This is a genomic window from Flexivirga meconopsidis (assembly GCF_026162425.1).
Classification (GTDB): Bacteria; Actinomycetota; Actinomycetes; order Actinomycetales; family Dermatophilaceae; genus Flexivirga; species Flexivirga meconopsidis.
On sequence record NZ_JAOBQJ010000003.1, the window covers coordinates 626605 to 647311 of the forward strand.

At 68.0% G+C, this 20707-nt stretch carries 21 protein-coding genes and 1 pseudogene; 8 read left to right on the forward strand and 14 right to left on the reverse strand.

Annotated elements, in window-relative coordinates:
- Nucleotide 1 precedes the first annotated feature (1 nt).
- Nucleotides 2-2995 (forward strand): type III restriction-modification system endonuclease, encoded by a 2994-nt coding sequence (locus tag N2M23_RS12790; RefSeq protein ID WP_265446015.1) that lies wholly within the window; start codon nucleotides 2-4, stop codon nucleotides 2993-2995.
- A 240-nt stretch (nucleotides 2996-3235) separates the two neighbouring features.
- Nucleotides 3236-3812, forward strand: a pseudogene (locus N2M23_RS12795) (TIGR02391 family protein).
- 6 nt (nucleotides 3813-3818) lie between these two features.
- Here N2M23_RS12795 and N2M23_RS12800 read toward each other — a convergent pair.
- Nucleotides 3819-4520, reverse strand: a complete 702-nt coding sequence (locus tag N2M23_RS12800) for an AbiV family abortive infection protein (RefSeq protein WP_265446016.1) — start codon at nucleotides 4518-4520, stop codon at nucleotides 3819-3821.
- 292 nt (nucleotides 4521-4812) lie between these two features.
- On the opposite strand from N2M23_RS12800, the gene N2M23_RS12805 reads away from it, so the two are divergent.
- The 4 genes from N2M23_RS12805 to N2M23_RS12820 all read left to right on the forward strand — a co-directional run bounded on the left by N2M23_RS12805 (nucleotide 4813) and on the right by N2M23_RS12820 (nucleotide 6405).
- Complete coding sequence (locus N2M23_RS12805) at nucleotides 4813-5079, forward strand: hypothetical protein (RefSeq protein ID WP_265446017.1); 267 nt, start codon at nucleotides 4813-4815, stop codon at nucleotides 5077-5079.
- Nucleotides 5080-5120: 41 nt separating this feature from the next.
- Nucleotides 5121-5675: a hypothetical protein gene (locus N2M23_RS12810; protein WP_265446018.1), complete on the forward strand. Its 555-nt coding sequence runs from the start codon at nucleotides 5121-5123 to the stop codon at nucleotides 5673-5675.
- A 159-nt stretch (nucleotides 5676-5834) separates the two neighbouring features.
- Nucleotides 5835-6116 carry a type II toxin-antitoxin system RelE/ParE family toxin gene (locus tag N2M23_RS12815; protein WP_265446019.1) on the forward strand — a complete coding sequence of 94 codons (282 nt, stop codon included), beginning with the start codon at nucleotides 5835-5837 and terminating at the stop codon, nucleotides 6114-6116.
- On the forward strand, nucleotides 6103-6405 hold the full coding sequence (locus N2M23_RS12820) for a HigA family addiction module antitoxin (protein ID WP_265446020.1): 303 nt from the start codon (nucleotides 6103-6105) through the stop codon (nucleotides 6403-6405). Before N2M23_RS12815 ends, N2M23_RS12820 begins: the two co-directional genes overlap by 14 nt.
- A 131-nt stretch (nucleotides 6406-6536) precedes the next feature.
- Here N2M23_RS12820 and N2M23_RS12825 read toward each other — a convergent pair whose 3' ends face one another.
- Nucleotides 6537-7214 carry a class I SAM-dependent methyltransferase gene (locus tag N2M23_RS12825; protein WP_265446021.1) on the reverse strand — a complete coding sequence of 226 codons (678 nt, stop codon included), beginning with the start codon at nucleotides 7212-7214 and terminating at the stop codon, nucleotides 6537-6539.
- A 15-nt stretch (nucleotides 7215-7229) separates the two neighbouring features.
- Nucleotides 7230-7667 (reverse strand): VOC family protein, encoded by a 438-nt coding sequence (locus tag N2M23_RS12830; RefSeq protein ID WP_265446022.1) that lies wholly within the window; start codon nucleotides 7665-7667, stop codon nucleotides 7230-7232.
- An 86-nt stretch (nucleotides 7668-7753) separates the two neighbouring features.
- Here N2M23_RS12830 and N2M23_RS12835 point away from each other — a divergent pair, with 86 nt between their 5' ends.
- Entirely contained in the window at nucleotides 7754-8629 is an 876-nt protein-coding gene (locus N2M23_RS12835; RefSeq protein WP_265446023.1) for an oxidoreductase, read from the forward strand.
- An 18-nt stretch (nucleotides 8630-8647) separates the two neighbouring features.
- Here the strand turns inward: N2M23_RS12835 and N2M23_RS12840 are convergent, their stop codons facing one another.
- The 4 genes from N2M23_RS12840 to N2M23_RS12855 are packed head-to-tail and all read right to left on the reverse strand — an operon-like array spanning nucleotide 8648 to nucleotide 12690.
- On the reverse strand, nucleotides 8648-9373 hold the full coding sequence (locus N2M23_RS12840; protein ID WP_265446024.1) for a maleylpyruvate isomerase family mycothiol-dependent enzyme: 726 nt from the start codon (nucleotides 9371-9373) through the stop codon (nucleotides 8648-8650).
- Nucleotides 9370-10206: a fumarylacetoacetate hydrolase family protein gene (locus N2M23_RS12845; RefSeq protein ID WP_265446025.1), complete on the reverse strand. Its 837-nt coding sequence runs from the start codon at nucleotides 10204-10206 to the stop codon at nucleotides 9370-9372. Before N2M23_RS12845 ends, N2M23_RS12840 begins: the two co-directional genes overlap by 4 nt.
- Nucleotides 10203-11342, reverse strand: a complete 1140-nt coding sequence (locus tag N2M23_RS12850) for a cupin domain-containing protein (RefSeq protein WP_341870600.1) — start codon at nucleotides 11340-11342, stop codon at nucleotides 10203-10205. Before N2M23_RS12850 ends, N2M23_RS12845 begins: the two co-directional genes overlap by 4 nt.
- 31 nt (nucleotides 11343-11373) lie before the next feature.
- Entirely contained in the window at nucleotides 11374-12690 is a 1317-nt protein-coding gene (locus N2M23_RS12855) for an MFS transporter (protein WP_265446026.1), read from the reverse strand.
- Between the two features lie 50 nt (nucleotides 12691-12740).
- Between N2M23_RS12855 and N2M23_RS12860 the strand changes: the two genes are divergently transcribed.
- Nucleotides 12741-13538 (forward strand): IclR family transcriptional regulator, encoded by a 798-nt coding sequence (locus tag N2M23_RS12860; RefSeq protein WP_265446027.1) that lies wholly within the window; start codon nucleotides 12741-12743, stop codon nucleotides 13536-13538.
- Here the strand turns inward: N2M23_RS12860 and N2M23_RS12865 are convergent.
- The 7 genes from N2M23_RS12865 to N2M23_RS12895 are packed head-to-tail and all read right to left on the reverse strand — an operon-like array spanning nucleotide 13516 to nucleotide 20707.
- Nucleotides 13516-14292 (reverse strand): DUF1295 domain-containing protein, encoded by a 777-nt coding sequence (locus N2M23_RS12865; protein ID WP_265446028.1) that lies wholly within the window; start codon nucleotides 14290-14292, stop codon nucleotides 13516-13518. The genes N2M23_RS12860 and N2M23_RS12865 overlap by 23 nt on opposite strands.
- Entirely contained in the window at nucleotides 14285-15601 is a 1317-nt protein-coding gene (locus N2M23_RS12870; RefSeq protein ID WP_265446029.1) for an SAM-dependent methyltransferase, read from the reverse strand. Before N2M23_RS12870 ends, N2M23_RS12865 begins: the two co-directional genes overlap by 8 nt.
- Nucleotides 15598-16857 carry an SAM-dependent methyltransferase gene (locus N2M23_RS12875; RefSeq protein ID WP_265446030.1) on the reverse strand — a complete coding sequence of 420 codons (1260 nt, stop codon included), beginning with the start codon at nucleotides 16855-16857 and terminating at the stop codon, nucleotides 15598-15600. Before N2M23_RS12875 ends, N2M23_RS12870 begins: the two co-directional genes overlap by 4 nt.
- Nucleotides 16854-17573, reverse strand: coding sequence for a DUF1365 domain-containing protein (locus tag N2M23_RS12880; protein ID WP_265446031.1), 720 nt, complete (start codon nucleotides 17571-17573; stop codon nucleotides 16854-16856). Before N2M23_RS12880 ends, N2M23_RS12875 begins: the two co-directional genes overlap by 4 nt.
- Nucleotides 17570-18916, reverse strand: coding sequence for an NAD(P)/FAD-dependent oxidoreductase (locus tag N2M23_RS12885; RefSeq protein WP_425270232.1), 1347 nt, complete (start codon nucleotides 18914-18916; stop codon nucleotides 17570-17572). The genes N2M23_RS12880 and N2M23_RS12885 overlap by 4 nt, the downstream gene beginning before the upstream one ends.
- A complete protein-coding gene (locus tag N2M23_RS12890) occupies nucleotides 18870-20285 on the reverse strand; it encodes a phytoene desaturase family protein (protein ID WP_265446033.1) in 1416 nt (471 codons plus the stop codon). The genes N2M23_RS12885 and N2M23_RS12890 overlap by 47 nt, the downstream gene beginning before the upstream one ends.
- Complete coding sequence (locus N2M23_RS12895; RefSeq protein ID WP_265446034.1) at nucleotides 20282-20707, reverse strand: NUDIX hydrolase; 426 nt, start codon at nucleotides 20705-20707, stop codon at nucleotides 20282-20284. The genes N2M23_RS12890 and N2M23_RS12895 overlap by 4 nt, the downstream gene beginning before the upstream one ends.

The following is a 20707-nucleotide window of genomic DNA, read 5'->3' on the forward strand; positions in this document are numbered from 1 at the left end:
TATGCAGATCCGCCTCCAGAAGCTCGAGCACCAGCAGCGCGCGCTCGATGCGCTGACACGCGTCTTCGCGGGCGTCGAGCTCGACTACAGCACCGCATCCGAGTCGAACGTCTCCTTCGATCCGGCGGATCCGCAGATCGCCCACAACATCGCCGACATCCAGTCGGGCGTCATCGACGGGATCGAAGCGATTCCCCGCGCGTGGCGCGGCCGCACCGACGACGGCGTGCTCGGCGTCGACGCCAAGATGGAGACCGGCACCGGAAAGACGCTCGTGTACACGCAGTTGATGTATGAGCTCAACCGACTGTACGGCTTCACGAAGTTCATCGTCATGGTGCCGTCCACCCCAATCAAGGAGGGCACGAAGGCATTCATCCAGTCGGAGTACGCCGGCAAGTACTTCGCGGACGAGTACGGCGGACGGCAGATGCTGCACCTCGACGTGCTCGATCCTCAGAAGCGCTCCAAGGGGCGCAGGATGTTCCCGAGCGCGGTCGCCAGCTTCGTCCAGGGGTCGCGGCTCTCGCAAGGACGGATCTCAGCGCTGCTGATGACCGATGGCATGCTCCTGTCGCGGACGACGATGGCCGCCAACTACGACCAGACCGTCCTGGGCACTGCGAGCGTCCCGTACGAGGCACTTCGCCGCACGCGCCCGATCGTGATCATGGACGAGCCGCACAGGTTCCGCCGTGAGAACAAGGCGTACCAGGCGCTCCTCGATGACATCCAGCCCTTGGCGATCTTCCGCTTCGGAGCGACGTTCCCCGAGTCTGACAAGAGCGGCAAGAAGGACTACAACAACCTCGTCTTCAACCTCGGGTCCGTCGAGGCGTTCAACGAGCAGCTGGTCAAGGGCGTCTCGATCCAGTACCCGGTCGACACGAGCGGCGACACGACGAGGTTGACGCTGACGAGCCTGTCTGCCCGCAAGCCCAAGCAGGCGACGTTCAAGAACGTTGACACGGGGAAGGCCCATACATTCGACCTTGGGGAGTCGCTCGCCGTGACGGACGGCTCGTTCGCGGGGATCACGGTTGAATCGATCGGGAAGACCGAGCACCCGAGCATCAAGTCGGGCGTGACGCTCTCGAACGGCCAGGTGCTCGCAACCGGTGACACGCTCGCGGCCCGCGTCTATTCGGACACGTACCAGAGCCTGATGATGCAGCAGGCGCTGGAGAACCACTTCGAGGCGGAGTGGGAGAATTTCAGGCGCACGACCAGGGTCAAGACTCTGACCCTGTTCTTCATCGACTCGATCGATTCGTACCGCGGCGAGGCGGATGCAAGCGGCCATCTGCGACTCCGCTTCGAGGAGCTGCTTGCCGCCAAGCTGACCGCTGAGATCAGCAAGCGCAAGGACGATCGCTCGCCGATCGTTCAGGAATACGTCGAGTATCTCGAGGCGTCCCTCGCCGATCTTCCGGCGACGAACGGCGGTTACTTCTCCGCGGACAACTCGACGTCCGACGAGGCCATCAAGGCCGAGGTCGACGACATCCTGCGCAACAAGGAGGCTCTGCTGTCGTTCCGTGGGCCGGATGGTGCGCCGAACACCCGACGCTTCCTCTTCTCCAAGTGGACCCTCCGGGAGGGCTGGGACAACCCGAACGTCTTCCAGATCGTCAAGCTGCGGTCGTCGGGCTCCGACATCTCGAAGCTCCAGGAGGTAGGGCGAGGTCTGCGACTCCCGGTCGATGCGCGCGGCACGCGCCTGGCCGGCGAGCAGTTCTACCTCACCTACCTCATCGACTACACAGAGCGATCGTTCGCCGAGTCCTTGGTCACAGAGATCAACGCCGACGCGGCGGCCGGGCCAGTGCCTATCAAGGAGCTCCTCCCCAAGGTCGCGGCCGAGCTCGGCAAGACCGAGACGGAGCTGTTCATCGAGCTGCTCCAGGCGGGCCTCGTCGACTCGGACAAGAACGTCGTGCCAGGTCGCGAAGACGATCTGTACGCCGCGTATCCGGCGTTCAACAAGACGGCGCTGAAGCCGGGAAAGGTCGTGAAGCCCGACCAGAAGGTCAAGGTCGGGATCCGTGCCGAGCGGTACCAGGAGCTCAAGGAGCTCTGGGAGACGATCAACGCGAAGTACTACTTGCGCCTGGACGACCTCTCGGCGGAAGAGATCGATTCATGCATCGATGCGATCCTCGGCAACGGGATCTACCGGCCCATGGTCGGTCGCTTCGCCCAGGACACGATCGTCAGGAGCGAGGAGCTGGGACTCGAGGTCCAGACCGAGACGAAGCGGATATTCGATGTCACCGCGACGATCCCGTACGGCGACTGGCTCAAGCTCGCGCACGCGCAGACCCATCTTCCGATCGATCGGATCCACGCAGGCCTCGTGCGTCAGAACTCGAGGGCGGCGCTCAAGAGCGACTTCTTCAACAAGGCGAGCCTCGGCGAGTTCGTGGCGAAGTTCACCGAATGGATGGAACGGACGTTCCTGACCCGATTCTCTTACACGCGGATCGACGGGCTCGTGAGCGGCACCACTCTCACCGACGCCGAGGGCAAGCCGCTCGAGAGCATCGTCCAAGGCAACATCGGCGTGCTGCGCGATGACACGGCGAAGGTGCCCGAGAAGTACCTCTACGATGCCTTCGTCTACGACTCGACCAAGGAGCACGACACGATCCGGGACTCGAAGCTCGATGAAGTCGTGGTCTTCGGCAAGATTCCGCGCAGCTCCTTCACCGTCCCTCTCTATTTCGGAGGCACGACGAGCCCCGACTTCATGTACGTGCTCAGGCGCGACGACGGCAAACTCTCGCTCAACTTCGTGGTCGAGACGAAGGACGTGGAGAAGAGGTCCGACCTGCGGGAGAGCGAGCAGCTTCGCATGAAGGCGGCGAGGCAGTTCTTCGAGTCCATGAGCTCGGAGTCCTTCGACGTCACGTTCCGGCCCCAGGTGAAGCGCGAGGAGATCGCCGTGATGATCAAGCAGCTCCTAAGCGACGGAGAAGGACAGGCGCAGGAGTGACTTCGTCGAAGCCACCGCAGCCGCCTTGGTCCTACTCGGTCCTGCAGTCGGTCGCGGTGGTGCTCGCTGACACGAACGACGGGTTGAAGGGGACCGAGATCGGCGACCTCCTGTCGCGCCTGGACATGCAGGACCCGCTTCCTGACGCGACCAAGCGGGTCCTGCCTCGCCGAGGCCTTCGTCGTGGCGCAGAACCGATTCGGCAATCCGAGGCGGATCATCACCTTCATCGTCACGGCGATGGAGCCCGTGCGGTATCGGAACGACCTCGAGCTGTTCACACTGCGCCAGGATCGGCTCAACGAGCATCTTGCCTTCGTTGGGCTCCGCGTCAACGACAAGGGTCAGGTCGCCCAAGGGGCGAAGGCGCAGACGCTCGACGAGGCGTCGCGCGTCGCGACATCGATCCGCGACGAGCTGCTGCGCCGCAAGTCCCACCCCGAGGTGCTCAAGTACTGCTCGGTCGAGATCCTGAAGAAGGACCACTTCCACGCCTGCCTTGAGGCAACGAAGAGCGTCTTCGATCGGCTGCGGATCCTCACCGGTGCCTCCGGCGACGGTGCCGCGCTCGTCGACGCCACGCTGGCACTGGGCAAGTCGGGCGTGCCGATGCTCGCCATCAATTCGCTGGCGACCCACCGAGCGGGACGAGCAGACGGGGCTCGCGAACCTCGTCAAGGGAATGAACGGGCTTTATCGGAATCCGACGGCGCATGACCCCCGCCTGAGGCGTGCGATCAGCGACGACGAGCTCCTCGAGGTCCTGACGATGGTCTCGATGGTCCATCGTCGGCTCGACGGCGCGCATCTGACCTGATCGCCTTCAACCCTGCGGCTCCTCCAGGTGGTCGCCGCGCCTGAACGACTCGGACGCTCCGCGCCACTCCTCGGGGTGCGAGATCGGCAGGAGCCTGTGCTGCTGCGCGTGGGTGCTGTCGTACGGCGTCGATGCGTCGAGCTTCATCCGGCTGTGGTCCTTGATGAGCAGCATCTCGACGACCCGTGCCGCGGTCTGCAGGTCCTCGGCGATCCTTCCGGATGCGACATCAGCGGGGGAGTGGACCGCCTGGCCGTCCTCGTCGAGGTCAACGTAGAACCCCGCCATCTTCTCCTGGTTGGCTCGTGCACCCGCGGCTTCGGCATCGCTCGTCTGCTGGGCGAAGTAGGCGTCCCAGCTCTCCTGCCTGTCGTCCTGCGGGTAGTCGTAGGACTCGTAGTCGCCCCAGAACGCTGCGAGCTCCTTCCCGAATACGAAGGCCTCCATGTACTTGACCGCATGCCGGCGGCCATCGCTGGCGAGCCTCGGGACCGCGAGCGCATCATCGGCACCCGTGCTCCAGGACTCCTCGAAGGTCTCGTAGAGCCAGAGGGCCTTGCCCAGCTCCTCCTGCGCAAGGACCGTGAGCGAGCGGGCCCGGCCGAACGAACTGGTCTTCAGCAGCGCGTGGGCGTCGGCGACCAGGCTCGACGCGTTGTCCATCAGCGCCTTCCAGAACGTGCGCGCAGTGCTCGGCGTCATCTCCATGAATCGATTCTGCCCTGGGCCACGGACAGTCGTGGGCCCTCGCGGTCGCCGCCGCCGTCACGCACCTCCGCACACGCAGCTCGAACTGACCACCGACGAGCCCGGGCGATAGAGCGGTGCGAAGGCCCCGCTACCGTGGATAGGCGGTTGACCCTCGCCGTTGCGCTCGACACGACGCCCGTCGAGCTCCTCTCCTTCGTGCCCGCCGACGCGCCCCCTGCCTGACTGCGTTCTCGCGACCGCGGTGCCCTGAGACGTCGACCAGGCCGAGCTGCGGGCCTGGCTCGAGGGCATGACGGGGCTCGACTACGCCTCCCGTCAGCGCTGGGCACAGGACCGTGTCCAGCGCCTCGAGATCCGTTCCCCGCGCGTGGAGGACCAGCTGCAGGCCGCGTACGAAGAGCTGCGCGACCTCGGCGAGCTGGCCGACCAGGAAACCGACGCGATGCCCGTGATCCGCCTCCACGACTGCATCCAGACCGGTGACTACGACCTCAGCCAGGTCAACGTCGCATTGGCCTATGCCGAGCAGCGGCTCGGGTGGCTGCAGGGGGAGTAGTTCGACCGTGCCGGCAGGGGATCCCATGCCAAGATCGGGGCATGGACATCGTCGCGCTGGTGATCTCGGCCCTATCCCTGGTCGTCGCCGGCGTCGGCACCTTCCAGGCGAACCGTCGGGCGAAAGAGGCGCTGGACGAGTCCCGGTCGGCGGCGGCCGATGCGCGCTGGTCCGCCGCGCAGGAGGCAGTGCAGCATCTGATCGGCTTCGATCCCACGGCCGAGCCTGTCGATCAGCGTCTCGTGAACCTCCGCATCGCCCTGATCGGTCTCGTGGATCATCTGGACGGATGGGAAGGCCTCGACGCCTGGCTGGAAGCAGAGCGGACGCTGGGCGCGACCTTCGCCCGCGAGCTGATGGACGCTGCCAGGCACGGCGACGGCGTCGAGCAGCGCGTGAACAACCTCATGCCCCTGATGAGCTGGGCCCAGGCGCTGAGCCACAACCTCCGGCGCTTCCGCTCCGTCGGGCACGACCGGCAGTCTCTGGCGGCCCTCGAGGCGAACGCGCTGGCCCTCGTCAAGGAGGTCCATGCACGCCACGGCTGGGAGCTGCCTCCGGCGACGAATCCTCGCCTGGAGGAGCTCGACAACTAGAGTCGGGAGCGGACCGGTGCACATGGCGTCCTCAGCCGTGGCGACGTCTGCGAGTGGCGGCACTCAAGAGGATAAGGATGCCGTTCCTAACCGTGGCGACGTGGTGGAGTTCCGGTTTAACGTATAGCGTTATTGACGTTCCCCGTTATAAATGGGTTCGTGATCAGATCGTTCGGCGACAAGGAGACCGAACGGTTGTGGCGCCGTGAGCGCGTGCGCTCGATCGATCCGAGGATCCATCGGGTCGCACTGCGCAAGCTTCGTCAGGTGGGATCAGCGGAGTCCCTCGATGACCTCCGCATCCCACCCGGCAACCGGCTCGAAGTGCTCAAGGGTGATCGGGCCGGGCAGCACAGCATCAGGATCAACGACGAGTGGCGGATCTGTTTCATGTGGACGGACGCCGGACCGGAGGAGGTGGAGATCGTTGACTACCACTGACAAGATTGCCCCGATCCACCCGGGAGAGGTCCTCATGGAGGACTTCATCGAGGGCTTCGGGATCACGCAGAACAAGCTCGCGGTCTCGATCGGAGTGCCACCCCGCCGGATCAACGAGATCGTGCACGGCAAGCGGGGGATCACTGCGGACACTGCGCTGCGGCTCGCGAAGTACTTCGGGACGTCGGCGGAGTTTTGGATCAACCTGCAGAGCCATTACGAGCTGGACCGTGCCGAGGAAATCGCTGGGGAGCAGATCGCGTCGATCACGCCGCTGGACGTGGCGTGACCATGCCGTCCTCGCCCGCTGATATCCAGGAGATGCGCGTTGGGATCTATCGCGGGGTGGTAGGCATTGAGAGCGGCCGCTGAGCGGCCCGCGCTGAATCCACGCTCATCGACCGGCGGATCGCCCGCGGGTCAGCCCGGTTTCGTCCAGGCGATCGTATGGCGGAAGCCGAGTCGGTGGCGCAGCTGCGCGCCCGGCATGACGTCAGCCAGTGCCGACCGCAACTCGCCGAACGTCACCTGCGGGTCGCGCACCGGAAACGGCTCCCGGTCAGGAGGCTCCGGCGCGGCCCAGGGATGCTGCGCAAAGCCGATGATCGGGTTGGTCACCATCGACGCGACCTCCCAGGCGTGGTCGTTGACCGTTTCGGGGCGGGCCAGGCCGACGCACGCGAATCTGCCTGCTGGGCGCAGGATTTCGCGCACTTGCAGCAGCGCCGTGCGGAGGTCGAGGTGGTGCAGGACTGCGATCATCGTCACGAGGTCGGCGCTTTCGGCGGGCATGTCGTCAAGTTGCGTCGCGTCGACCGTGACGTTGGGCAGACCCGCGCACCGTGCCGCGCTGACCCGGCGCATCTCGGCGTCGGCGTCGGTCCCGTGCACGCGCTCGAAGCGCTCGGCGAGCACGGCGAGGAGTTCACCGCGGCCGCACCCGACGTCCAGCGCATCCGCACGGAGATCAGGCAACTGTGTGGTGATCCAGGTGTGGAAAACGTCGTTGTGGCTCCACGGATGACGGTCATTCGCGCGGCGCAGCGCGCTTGTCGCCCAGGTGCTGTAGGCCGATTGCCCAATCCTGCGAATCACCATATTTGGCAGGCTCTTTCAGCGCAACGCCTCGGCCAGACCGAGCAGGATGCCCTCCGGCCCACGGACGTAACAGAGCCGGTAGACGTCCTCGAACCGGACGACCTCGGTGCTGACCAGCTCTGCGCCATACGGCTCGATGCGGGCGAGCGCGGTGTCCAGGTCATCGAGCTCGAACATCACCCGTAGGTAACCGAGTGCGTTGACCGGCGCCCGGCGGTGGTCGGCGACGACGGCGGGCTCGATGAAGCGCGACAGCTCCAGTCGACTGTGTCCGTCGGGTGTGCGCATCATTGCGATCTCGACGCGTTGGTCGCCCAATCCCGTTACCCGGCCTGCCCATTCGCCTTCGACCATCGTCTGGCCTTCGAGCTCGAGCCCAAGTGCCTCGAAGAACTTCACGGTCGTTGCGAGGTCCTCGACGACGATGCCGACGTTGTTCATGCGAATGGTCATGATGCCAGCGTATGGCGGCGCCGCCCCGCGCGGCGGCGTCGGAAGTCCGGCTACCGGCGTACAGCCAGGTGTGCTGTGGTGTGGGTATGACGAACGACACCTTCTCCCTCGCCGGTCACGACGTACGCCGCATGGGTTACGGCGCAATGCAGCTTCCCGGACCCGGCGTCATGGGGCCGCCGCGTGACCGGGACGCCGCACTCGCCGTGCTGCGGCGTGCGGTCGAGCTCGGCGTCAACCACATCGACACCGCCCAGTTCTACGGGCCCGACGTCGCCAACGAGCTGATCCGTGCGGCGTTGCACCCTTACCCCGACGACCTGGTGCTGGTCTCCAAGGTCGGTGCCCGCCGCGACGACGCCGGCGCGTGGCTACCCGCGCAGCGACCGGAGCAACTGCAGGACGACGTGCGGCAGAACCTGCGCGAGCTGGGAGTTGAGCGGCTCCCGGTGGTCAATCTGCGGGTGATGCCGCGCGAGGAGATCGCGGCGGAGGACTACGTGCCGCTCGACGAACAGCTGACGGCCATGCGGGAGCTCGTCGATCAGGGGCTCCTGGAGGCGTTCGGCGTCAGCAACGTGCCGCCGGAGCAGGCACGCGTCGCGATCGACGCCGGTGCCGTGTGCGTGCAGAACGCCTACAACCTGCTCTTCCGCGACGACGAAGCAACCCTGCAGCTGTGTGCCGAGCGAAGGATCGCCTACGTGCCGTTCTTCCCGCTCGGCTCAGCCTTCCCGAACATGCCGAAGGTGACCGAGGACAAGACCGTGCAGGCGGTCGCGGCCCGGCTCGGTGTCACCGCGTCGCAGGTCGGCCTCGCGTGGTTGCTGCAGCAGGCCGACAACGTGCTGCTGATCCCCGGCACCTCGTCGATCGCGCACCTGGAGGAGAACATCGCCGCCGCCCAGGTGCGGCTGACCGACGCCGACATCGCCGAGCTGGAGGGGCCGCTCGCCGACTAAGCCCCGCGGGCGCCGGCTCTACAGCCAGGGACCGAGGTCCAGGACCGCTCCGCCGCCGTCGACGCGCAGGCCGGACGTGCCACGGCCGGCGAGGTATGCCGCGACCGCCGCCACGTCACCGCTCACCTCGGCCGCGGTCTGATCCTCCGCGACCGGCGCGGTGACGACCGCGCCATCGTCGACCGACAGCGTCACCCGCGACGCTCCGTCCGGTGCCTTGGCGCTGCGCTGGGCGGCGATGTCTGCAATGAGGGCGGTCAGGAAATCGGCTGGCAGCGTTGCAAATTCACGCCCGGGTGCGAGGTCGACGGCGTGGACGAATACCTCCCGGCAACGCATCCACGGCACCTCCGATGCCGGGACCTCGCGGCCCTGCGCGGTGCGCACCGGCGCCCGCCAGTCGGCGTCGGGCAGCTCGCGGAGCCGGCCGAGGAGCACCGCGCCACGCTCGACCGTCAACGATCGCAACGCTGTTGGCGCCTCCTGCGAGAGCCGCTCGATGTCCGCGTTGCGCTGGTCGGTCGAGGAATACATCGGAGTCTCGACCCCGGTCAGCGCCCACGACGCCAGATTGCCGAGTGCGTCGGCGTTGGCGGCGACGTGCGCGACGATGTGCGCGTTCGTCCAGCCGGGAAGTCGGCTGGGCGCGGCGAAGTCGGCGTCGGACAGCGCGGAGACAGCCTGTTCGAAGAGCTCTTGGCCGCGCGTTGCCCACGGCAGTGTGGTGGCGACGGGCTCCGTCATACGGCTGCCTCTACCGCGTGGCAGGTGGAAGACCCGAGCCCGGTGATGGTGGTGGTGAGCACGTCCCCATTCTGCAGGTAGCGCGCGGGTTTGCGCGCGTGGCCGACACCGCCCGGGGTCCCGGTTGCGATCACGTCACCGGGCTGCAGGGTGATCATCGTCGAGATGTACTCGACCAGCCGCACCGGATCGAAGACCAGGTCGGCCGTGTCGGCCTTCTGCACGACCTCTCCATTCACCTCGCCCACCAGTGACAGCGCAGGGGTGGTGCCCCCGGGGAGTTCGTCAGGCGTCACCAGGTGCGGACCGAGCGGAGTGGTGGCCTCCCAGGTCTTTCCCTGCAGCCACATGGGCGAGCGATACTGCCAGTCGCGCATCGTGACGTCGTTGAGCACCGCGAAGCCGGCGATCGCATCCGACGCTTGTTGCGTTGTCGCGCGACGGACGTGGTCGCCGATCACGACCGCCAGCTCGGCTTCCCAATCGACTGCGCCGGACTCGGGCGGTAGCACGATTGCGTCCTCGGCTCCGATGAGACTCTCGGCATACTTGGCGAATAGCGTTGGAAATTCGGGGAGTTTGCGTCCCATCTCAAGGATGTGATTGCGATAGTTGAGGCCGACGCAGACGATCTTGCCCGGTCGGGTCACGACCGGCGCGTAGGCCACTGCTTCCGCGACGTATGGCGTGTCCGCCTGCTCCACCTGCGCGCGCCACCCAGGGCGTGACAGCACCTCCTCGAGCGTGTCGGACCCGAGGTCGACCAGGCGCCCGTCATCGACCCGGACGGCTCGGGTCGCCTGTTCGGCGGTGCGGACGGTTGCCATTTTCATCGCTTGTCATCCTCTGTCTCGGAACGAAATTGGTGCATTGCCAGGTGGATCGGTGCGTCGCTGAATCGGAAGAGATCGAGCGCGCCCGAGTCGGAGTCGTCCGCCGATGCCTCGGACACGATGGAGACCGGTTGCCACGACGGCACGACGAAGAGGTCGCCGCGGTTGACCGACCATTCGTGATCGCCGACCCGGACTCGGCCGGAACCGTCGAAGACCTGCCACACCGACGACCCGGTCTCACGACGGGGAGCAGTCTCGCCGCCGCGCCGGACGCGGTGCATCTCGGCCCGGATCGTCGGGAGCACGTCCCCGCCGGTCTGCGGATGCAGGTAACGCACGGCCGCGTGACCGGGTTCGACCGTGTGTGCCTCGCCCTGCGCCTCGAGCTCAAGTTGGGCGGCAAGCGCTGCGTCGGTGTGTTCCCAGCGGTAGGCGAGCAACGGAGTCGTGCCGGGTGAGTCCGCCGCGGCCACCGGCGCCAGCCCCGGATGTGCCCAAAGACGTTCGGACTTGGACCTTTCCGGAGTGGAACGGTCCTCCACACGGTCCCGCCCGAACTCGAAGAAGGTGCTCTCGACAAAGTGCGCATAGGGGATGTCGAGCCCGTCGATCCACGCCATCGGCGCGTCGCCCGGGTTGAAATGGGCGTGGAAGTTCCAACCCGCCTGGGGCAGGAAGTCCCCGCGCCGCATCGCCACCGGGTCATCACCGACGACCGTCCAGACACCTTGGCCCTCCACCACGAAGCGGAACGCATTCTGCGTGTGGCGGTGCTCCGGCGCCTCCTCGCCGGCGCCGAGGTACTGGATGGCCGCCCACAGGGTGGGGGTGGCGAACGGTCGGCCGCCGAGGCCGGGATTGGCCAAGGCAATCGCCCGGCGCTCTCCGCCGCGGCCGACCGGCACCAGGTCACCGGCCTGCTCGGCGAGCTGGTGCAGCGCCGACCATTCCCACCGGTGCGGCAGTGCACGAGAGGTCGGCGTGGTCGGCATCAGCTCACCGATCTCCGCCCACAGCGGCACGAGCAGCTCTCGCTCGAAGCCACGGTAGAGAGCGAGCAGGTCCTCGCTCGGAGCCGGCTGGTCCGGGGCGTCCGTCATCTCGATGCGGATGCCCCCGATGGTGTCAGTCATGCGGTAACTCCTGCGTTTGCGAAAATGGAAATCAATGGGCGACAACGGAGTCCAGCGGCTTGCGGGGCGTCACCGCAGAACGCACAGCGCGCGTGGTCACCGCGAGCAGCACCGCCGCAATGGCAGACGCCGCGGCGAACATCGCGATGTTCCCGCCGACGCCATACCCGCCGTCGATCAGCCACCCGCCGGCCTGCGGCGCGACGATCGCGCCCACGCGTCCGGCGCCCAGCGCGAAACCGAGCGCCGTGCCCCTGGCCAATGCCGGGTAGTGGTTGGTGATCGCGGCGATGATGAGGCACTGCGTGCCGTGGGTGCCGATGCCGGCGATCACCAGCGCGGCATACACCGGCGCGGCGCTGCCCGGGTACGTCAGCAGAAACGCCAGACCGATGGCCGCCGCCAGGGCGGCGACGGCGGCGCTGCGCAGTGCGCCGAACCGATCTCCGGCCCAGGCGGTCAACGCCGACCCGGCGACGGCGCCGAGGTTGAGCGCGAGCAGAAAGGTCAGTGGGTCGCCCAGGTCGAAGCGGCCATCGGGCCCCATGAGCTTCGGCAGCCACGTCCCCAGGCCGTACCACGCGAAAAGCGTTGCAATCGTTGCGCATGCGAAGAGCACGGAGGCGACGAGGTAGGGCGGTCGAAGGACCGCGCTGAGCGGTGCGACGGGGCCGGTGCCGACCGGGTCAGCCTCGCCGGTCAGCCCGAACTCCTGCTCGATGCGGTGCGCTTGCTCGGGCCGGCCGTGCACTCGCAGCCACGCCGGCGACTCCGGCAGGAGTGCGACGGCGGCCGGCAGCAGCACAACCAGCGCGAGGGCCGAGACGGCATACATCCCGCGCCACTCGATCGTCGGCATCGCCCACAGCCCGAGCAGCGCGGCAATCGAGCCGCCGATCGGCACGCCGGACATCATCGCCGTGGCGATGAGTGCGCGCCGTCCCTTCCCGACGAACTCCGCGGTGAGTGCGTTCGCAGTCGGGACCAGCCCGCCCAGGCCGATGCCCGCGACGAAGCGCAGGATGCCGAACGAGGTGGGGCCGCCGGCGAACGCACACAGCGTGGTGAATACCGAGAACCAGGCCGTGCAGGCAAGGATCATCCGGCGGCGGCCGAGCCGGTCGGCCAGCACGCCCGCCCCGAGGGCGCCGACCAGCATGCCGGCGAAGGCGAGACTGCCGATGGTGCCGGCTTGGCCGGCGGTCAGCTGCCAGCCGGGCTCGGCAAGCAGTTTCGGGATCGTCGTCCCGTAGACGATGAGGTCGTAACCGTCGAAGACGACGATCGACCAGCACAACACTGCGACCAGCAGTGTGGACCGGCGCTTGCCGGAGGTGACCTGTGTCATAGCGTTCGATGATTCAATGCGTTCCTCATCGAGGAACAGGACTTTCTGCCATGAAGAATCCACCGAGTTACGCGATCGCCAGCGTCGACCATGCTCTGCGACTGGCGGTGATGCTGCAGGTGGAGGGTCCACTCGGGGTGAGCGAGGCAGCAGAACGCCTCGGGGTGGCGCGGTCCACGGCGCACCGACTGCTGTCGATGCTTGCCTACCGCGACTTCGCCGTGCAGCGTCCGGACCGGCGGTATGCCGTGGGACCTGTGCTGGCAGTCGGTCATTCGTCGGATCGCTCTCGCACGGCGCGACTGCGGGCGGCGGCGATGCCGTGGCTGACCGCGTTGATGGAGGAGGTGCAGGAGTCGGCGAACGTGCAGGTCCTCGCCGGGGAGCACTGCCGCTTCGTGGGCGCGGTCGAATGCCGCCAGGCGCTGCGGGTGGGCGACCGGGAGGGTATGGCGTTTCCCGCCTACAAGGTGTCCGGTGGCAAGGTGCTGCTCGCGGCCATGTCCGCCGCGGAGCTCACCGCGTTATACAGCCCCGAACGCTTTGCCGACCGACCGGACGAGCTGCCCAATGTGGCCAGCCTCCGACAGGAGCTGGCGTGGGTCCGGCGGCGCGGCTACGCGATCAACATCGAGGGAGCAGAGAAAGGGGTGGTCGGCATCGGCCGCCCGCTTCGGCTCGGCACCGACCGTCCGGACGCGGCGGTCTGTGTGTCGCTGCCGACTGTGCGGTTCGACGACGAGCGCGTGCGGACGATCCTCGGGGCATTGGCTCGTGCCGCTGCCGGCATCGAGGCCGACTTTGCTGCGCAAAGCGCCGGTGATTTCATCGGGACGGCGGACGCATGACGAACATCGGTGTGTCGCGGCGGTATTCGTCGTAACCCGGGCGGCCCTCCATCGCCTTCTCCAGCAACCGCGCGCCGCTGCCCCAGACCAGCAGGCTCACCATGATGACCGGTGAGAACACGGTGAGGATGCCGGGCCCGGCGGCGCACGCCACGAGGTAGACGCCCACCCAGAAGCACGCGTCGCCGAAGTAGTTGGGATGGCGCGACCACGCCCACAGGCCGGTGTCCAGGATCGGCGGGCGAGGTTGCTGCTGCTTGTAGTTGGTCAGTTGCGCGTCGGCGACCGCCTCGATGACCAGCCCGGCGACCGCGACCACCACGCCCAGCACGGCGAGGACGACGAGCGCGCCGCCCGGGTCGGACGTCACCGCCACGACCTGGATCGGCGCCGAGACGACCCACTGGATCAGGCCCTGCAGGCCGAACACCCGCAGCCCGGTGGTGATCGTCGAATGCCCCTGCGCCATACGCAGATAGCGCGGGTCGTCACTGTCGTGCGATCGGCTCCGCCGGCCGATGTGTATGGCGAGGCGCGCCGCCCAGGCACAGACCACGAGCGCGACCGCGACCCGCCGCCATACGCCGCCGTGACCGGTGCCGAGCCCAAGCAGGGCGATGGCCGCGATGCCCGGGCCCCACACGACGTCGGCCACATCCCAACGGCCGACACGTCGGGACCAGCCGAAAGCGGCGAGCTGCACGAGCGCGATCAGGACGGCACTGGCCAGTGCCGTCCAGGCGAGATCAGGCACTCGGGTCGCTCCAGGCGGTGGGCCGGACCGCGGGTAGCCGGGAAGGTCCCGTGCGGCGTCTGACCGCGAGGATCTGATCGACGCCCATGCGACCCTGCTCGAAGGCCAGGAGGCCGCCGGCAAGGTAGAGCTCCCAGACTCGGACCACTTCCGGGTCGACGAGTTCTTCGATCTGCGAGCGGTTTTCGTCAAATCGACGCTGCCAGGACCGCACCGTCCAGGCGTAGTGCTCGCGCATGGCGTGCACGTCCCGCACCTCCAAACCAGCCGCCTCCAGCAACTCGATCGTGTCACCCACCGGCCGCATCGTCATGTCCGGTGCGATGAACGCTTCGATGAAGGGACCGCCGCCCGGGTGGCGGCCGCGGCGACTCATCTGCTGCACGAGCACTCGGGCATCGTCAGCCGCGGCGTCACGCAGCACCTTTGCGTAGCCCGGGTAGCCCTTGTCCCCGGCGTGCTCACCCATCTCCAGCGAGGCGACCGCGTCGTAGCGTCCCTGCACGTCGCGGTAGTCGCGCAGCTCGATCGTCACCTGGCCCTGCAGACCGCGCTCGTGAATGCGCTTGTCGATGAAGGCCTTTTGTTCCTCGGCGATGGTCACGCCGGTGACCTTTGCGCCATACCGCTCGGCGGCGTGGAGGGAGAGTGCACCCCATCCGCAGCCGATGTCGAGCAGGGTCATGCCGGGGCGCTGCTCAAGGCCGATCTTGCGACAGACCAGATCGAGCTTGTCGGTCTGGGCGGCCTCGAGCGGGTATGCCTCGGTTTCGGCCCCGTTGATGTCGCCGGCCGTGACGTAGGCGCACGAGTACGCCATGTGCCGATCGAGGATCAGCTCGTAGAACCTGCTGTCGACGTCGTAGTGATGACGGATGACATCGCGGTCACGGGTGCGCGAGTGCAGCCGTCCGCGCACCGCGATCTGGGTCTTCGGCGCCGCAAGAGGAGCGCCCACCGCGCCGGTCGTGAAGGCTGCGCGAAGGGCGTGCGGCAGACGGGACAAGAGCGTTCCTCGCCCTTCGAGGGCGCGAGCGGCGACGGTGCCCCAGGCGTGTCGCAGCGCGTCGGCGACGTTGCCCTCGACGTCCAGGTCGCCTGCGACATACGCCTGGGCCGCGCCGAGTTCGCCCGGATGCCAGAGCAATCGGCGCAGCGCATCCGGGCTGTTGAGACGCACGTGCGGTCCGTCGACGGCGCCCGCGGAGCTGCCGTCCCAGGCGGTCAACCGCACTGGAAGATCCCCTCCGACGATCGGGCGCAGCGCCTCGGCGAGCGTGCCGGCGACCTCGGTCGAGCCCGCGCTCATGCCGGGTCTGCTTCCCGCACGAAGGTCAGCTGGTGCACGTCGAGGTAACCGGCCCGGAAGCCGCCCTCGGAGTAGCGCAGATAGAAGTCCCACATCCGTCGAAAGGTGCGGTCGAAGCCGAGGTGCGTGAGTTCGTCGGCACGCGCATCGAATCGGCGTGCCCAGAGGTCGAGCGTGCGGGCGTAGGAGTCACCCATCGCGAGGTCGTCGATGATCCGCAGGCCGGCGCGACGAGCACTGTCCTCAATGAGCTCGAGCGACGGCAGAGCACCGCCGGGGAAGATGTACTTGTGGATCCAGGTATAGGTGTTCCGGGTTTGCGCCACCCGGTGATGCGGCATCACGATCGCCTGGACCGCCGCGCGACCACCCGGCCGCAGCACGCGTGCGATGCGGTCGAAGTAGGAGTCGAGGAAGTCCAGCCCCACCGCCTCGATCATCTCCACCGACACGACTGCGTCGAACTCGCCGGTCACCTCGCGGTAGTCGCTGAGGCTCACGTGCGCGCGGTCGTCCAGGCCCGTGCGCTCGAGGAGCTCGTTCGCCCATCGCTGCTGCTCGGTGGACAGCGTGATGCTGTCCACGATCGCACCTCGCTCAGCCGCACGAACGGCCAAACCACCCCAGCCGGAACCGATTTCGAGCATGCGCTTGCCGGTGCCCACCAATGCCTGGTCGAGCAGTCGGTCGATCTTGCGGCGCTGCGCGGTCGCCAGATGGTCGCTGGTGTCGAACAGCGCCGACGAGTAACTCATGGTCTCGTCGAGGAACGAGGCGAACAGGTCGTTGGACAGGTCGTAGTGTCGCTCGACGTTGCTGCGTGACTGCTCCGGCACCGGCCGGTCGCCGGCCGGTTGGCGCTTCAGCACGGCGGCACGGAACGCCTTCAACGGTGCCGGGACCAACTGCTCGACGCTCGACGCGAACTGGGCGATGAGTCCGGCCAGGTCGTCGCTGTCCCATTCACCTGCGAGGTAGGACTCGCCGAAGCCGATCAGGCCGCCGCTGCCGATCCTGCGAGCGAGCGCGGAGGGCTGGTGCACATACATGGTGGGTGCGGTGCCGGTGCGGTCGCCGCCGAGGACGGTGCCGTCGGGCATCATCACGCGAATCCCCAGCCGGGAGACGGCATGCCGGAAGATGCGCTCGGCGACGACGGTCGCGACGTCGGCGCGCAGGCCGCGTGGGACGCGGGCGACGTCGGGCCAGCGCACCGGGTCGACGAGGGATGACGGTGGGTTGAGCGCGGTGGTCATGACACCTCCTGGAGATGGCGGGATCGGGGTTGGACGGGAAGTCGTTTGGCCCAGAGGCGAATGCCCTGCAGCCGGATCCGGGCCGTGACCAGCTGTGCGGCAAGCACTTGGTGCGCGAGCAGGCTCACCCGTTCGGTGAGCGAGCGGGGGCGCTCCCCGCGCCAGGTCGCGACGAACGGGCGCTCACCCGGTCGGTGCAGCGTGATGCGGACGTCGAAGCCGTCGGCGTCCGGCGGCGGCACACTCATCGTGTAACTGCCTGACGTGTCGTTGAACGGTGAGACGTAGAGCCGCTTTTCGGCATGCGCGACGGAGCGGGCATCGGGCGTCACGACATATGCGTGGCGTTCGCCATAGGTGTTGCGCACCTCGGCGATCACCGCGATCGGCGACCCGTCAGCGGCGGTGCACCAGTAGAGCGTCAACGGGTCGAAGGCGTAACCAAAGGTGGCCGCGCCGCTGAGGGCGACGATCGTCGCATCCGACAGGTCCAGCCCGTGCGTGTGTCCGAAGGCGACCAGATTGGTGCGCCAATCGTCGCCGTCGCCGAGATGGTCCGCTGCCCGGAACCGCACGAAACCGCGCTGCCACCAGGGAAGCCCGGCATTCGGATCGCTGTCCAGCGGGATCACCCATGAGCAGGTCCGGTAGCTGAACTCGTGCCGGACCGGGCTGGTCCGAAGATGCCGCACGGACGCGAGGTATGCCGTGGTCACCAGGAACCTCCCAGCGCTTCCGCGGCCCGCAGCCCCGACAGCGCGCCGTCCTCGTGGAACCCCCAGCCGTGGTAGGCACCGGCGAAGGCGATGCGGGGTTCGCGGAGCAGCGGAAGCCGGGCCTGGGCAGCAACGAATTCATCGGTGTAGAGCGGGTGTTCGTAGGTCATGCGCGCGAGGACCGTCGCCGGGTCGACCCGGTCCTCTCCGCCGAGGGTGACCAGCACCCGCTGGTCTTCGGGCGACGGCAGCCGCATCAATCGCGTCAGGTCGTAGGACACCAGCACCCCATCGGCGGGCTTGCTCGGCAGCCGGTAGTTCCATGACGCGCGGGCGGCCGGCGCCGGCGGCAGCACCGAGCTGTCGGTGTGCAAAAGCGCCGGGTTGAGCGAGTAGCGCAGCGCAGCGAGCACCTGTGCCTGGTGAGGCGTCGGCGACTTCAGCATGGCCAGGGCCGCGGACGGATGGGTGGCCACCACGACAGCGCCGAAATCGTGTTCGGCATCGTCGGTCTGCACGGTGACGCTGTCGTCGCGCGGAGCGACTGCCCGGACCGGGGTGCTCAGCTGGATGTCGATGCGCGCATCGGCGAGCACCCGGTCGACATACGTCCGGGAGCCGCCGGCGATGGTGCGCCACGTCGGGGAACCGGTGACCGTCAGCATGCCGTGGTGTTGCAGGAACGTCAGCAGGCTGCGTGCGGGATAGGACAGCGCGTCCTGCGGCGAGCACGACCAGACGGCGGCGATGAGTGGGGTCGCGAAGTGCTCCCGGAAGGACTCCCCGAAGCGCAGGCCGGTCAGCCAGTCGCCGATGCTGGTCAGGTCGTCGTCGGCGGCATCGGCGAGGAAACTCGTTGCCGCACGATGAAATCGACGCACCTGCCACAGCATCCTCAGGTATGCCGGGCGCCGCACCGTGTGGGGGTCGGCCAGGATGCCGCGCACGCCCTGGCCACCGGCGTACTGCCATCCGGTGCGCTCGGAGAAGACCGACATGCTCATGTCGGTCGGCCGGGTCTCGACCGACAGGTCGCCCAGCAACCGCTGCAGAGTGGGGTAGGTGCGGTCGTTGTGCACGATGAAGCCGCTGTCGACCGGCACCGTCGTGCCGTCGGCCAGCCGGACATCGTGAGTGTGGGCGTGCCCACCGGCGCGGTCGTCGGCCTCGAAGACCGTCACCCGGCCGGATCTGGCGAGCACGTGTGCGGCGACCAGGCCGGACACGCCGCTTCCGATGACTGCGTAATGGGGTGGCACGCAAGTGGTTCGGAGCGCGCACCGGACCGGATGGGTGCTATCGAGCCAAGTCCCGGATGGCCGCGACCGCCGCGTTGTAGCCACACATGCCGTGCGCTCCCGCGCCGGGGGGCGTCGCGGCCGAGCTCAGGTAGACCCCGGGCGCACCTGTCGCGTAGGGGTCCGTGGTGAAGCGCGGCCGGAAGATGAGCTGCACCGGATCGTTCGCACCGGTGACGATGTCGCCGCCGACGTAATTGGCGTTGTGCTCGCTCATCCCGATCGCGGATCGCACCGCCTGCCCGCGGATCCGGGCCCGGAACCCGGGTGCGAACTCTTCGATCCGCGCGATGAGGGCGTTGGCTGCGTCGCCAGGGTAACCGGCCGGCACGTGTGCGTAGGCGTAGATCGGGTGCACGTTGCCCACGGATCGAGAAGGGTCGGCGAGATACTGCTGACCGACCAGGACGAAGGGCTTGTCCGGCATACGGCCACGAGCCGTATCACGTTCTGCGGCAACCATTTCCGGGACCGTCCCACCCAGGTGGACTGTCCCCGCACGGCGCGCGCCGTCATACGCCCAGGGCACACCGCCCTCCACGGCGAAGTCGACCTTGCACACGCCCGGACCGTGTCGGTATGACGTGTAGGCCCGGCGCACGCGAGCCGGCAGACGATCGCCCATGATCGCCACCGCGGCCCGCGGCGACGTGTCGAGCATGACGATGTCGGCATCGCCGACGTCCGCGAAGGAGGTGACCGTGCGGCCGGTCTCGAAGGCGACGTCGTGTTCGCTGCAGCGGAGCAGGATGGCGTCGCGGATCGCCGCGGATCCACCCTCGGCGACCGGCCAGCCGTAGGCGTGCGCGGCGGTGGTGAGAGCCACCCCGATCGCGGAGGAGGCGATGGAGGTGAGCGGCCGGAAGGCGTGTGCCGCCACGCCTGCGTAGAGCGCGGCCGCTTCCGGGCTGCGCAGCAGCCGGGCCAGCACGGTGGCGGGCAGGCCCGACAGCGCGCCGAACCGGGCCATCGCCAACGGGTGCTGCGGCAGGTGCAGCATCGGCTGAGTGAACTCGGCACTGATCCCGTCAAAGGCGCGCACCAGCGGTCCGAAGAGCCGTGACCATCGGGCGCCGCCGTCACCGAGCCCGGCCGCGGTCCGGCGCACCGATCGTTCGGCCACCGCGCCGGTCGCTCCGGCGAGCGGGTGCGCGAATTCGGCCGGGGCGAAGCGCCATACGAGCCCGGCGCCTTCCAGGTCGAAGCGATTGGCGAACTGCGAGCCGCGCGCCAACGGGTGGAAACCGCTGCACTCGTCGTGGACCACTCCGGGCAGGGTCAGCTCGGCGGACCGCACCCCTCCGCCAAGTTCGTCGGCGGCCTCGATGACGCGCACGGAGATTCCCTCGGCGGCCAGGGTAAGGGCGGCGGCGAGCCCGTTCGGTCCGCTGCCGACCACGACGGCCGTCGTCACCGCTGCTGGTCCAGTCGGCGGTCGCCGTTCCGCAAGGCGGGAAACACCTGCTCCGCAAGCAGGGGGGCGAGGTCGTCGGGGGTGAAATCGATTGATTGCCAACGGATCTCGGCGATCTCAGCGGATGCCCCTGCGATTGCCGTGGCCGGGTGCAGGTAGACGGTGCCGTGCACCTCGTGACCGGCTTCGTTCGCCGCCGGCGCCCGCCACTCTCCGAGCAGGGTGAGCAGCTCGGGGACGAGGACCGCGCCGACCTCCTCGGCCGTTTCGCGGATCGCGGCCGTTGCAGCGTCCTCACCTGGTTCGGGCTTGCCGCCGGGCAGTTGGAAGCGTTCGCTGCCGTGCTTGCGCACGGTGAGCACACGACCGCCGTCGTCCCGCAGGACGACGGCGCTCACGGTCACGGTGGGGACGGCCTTCAT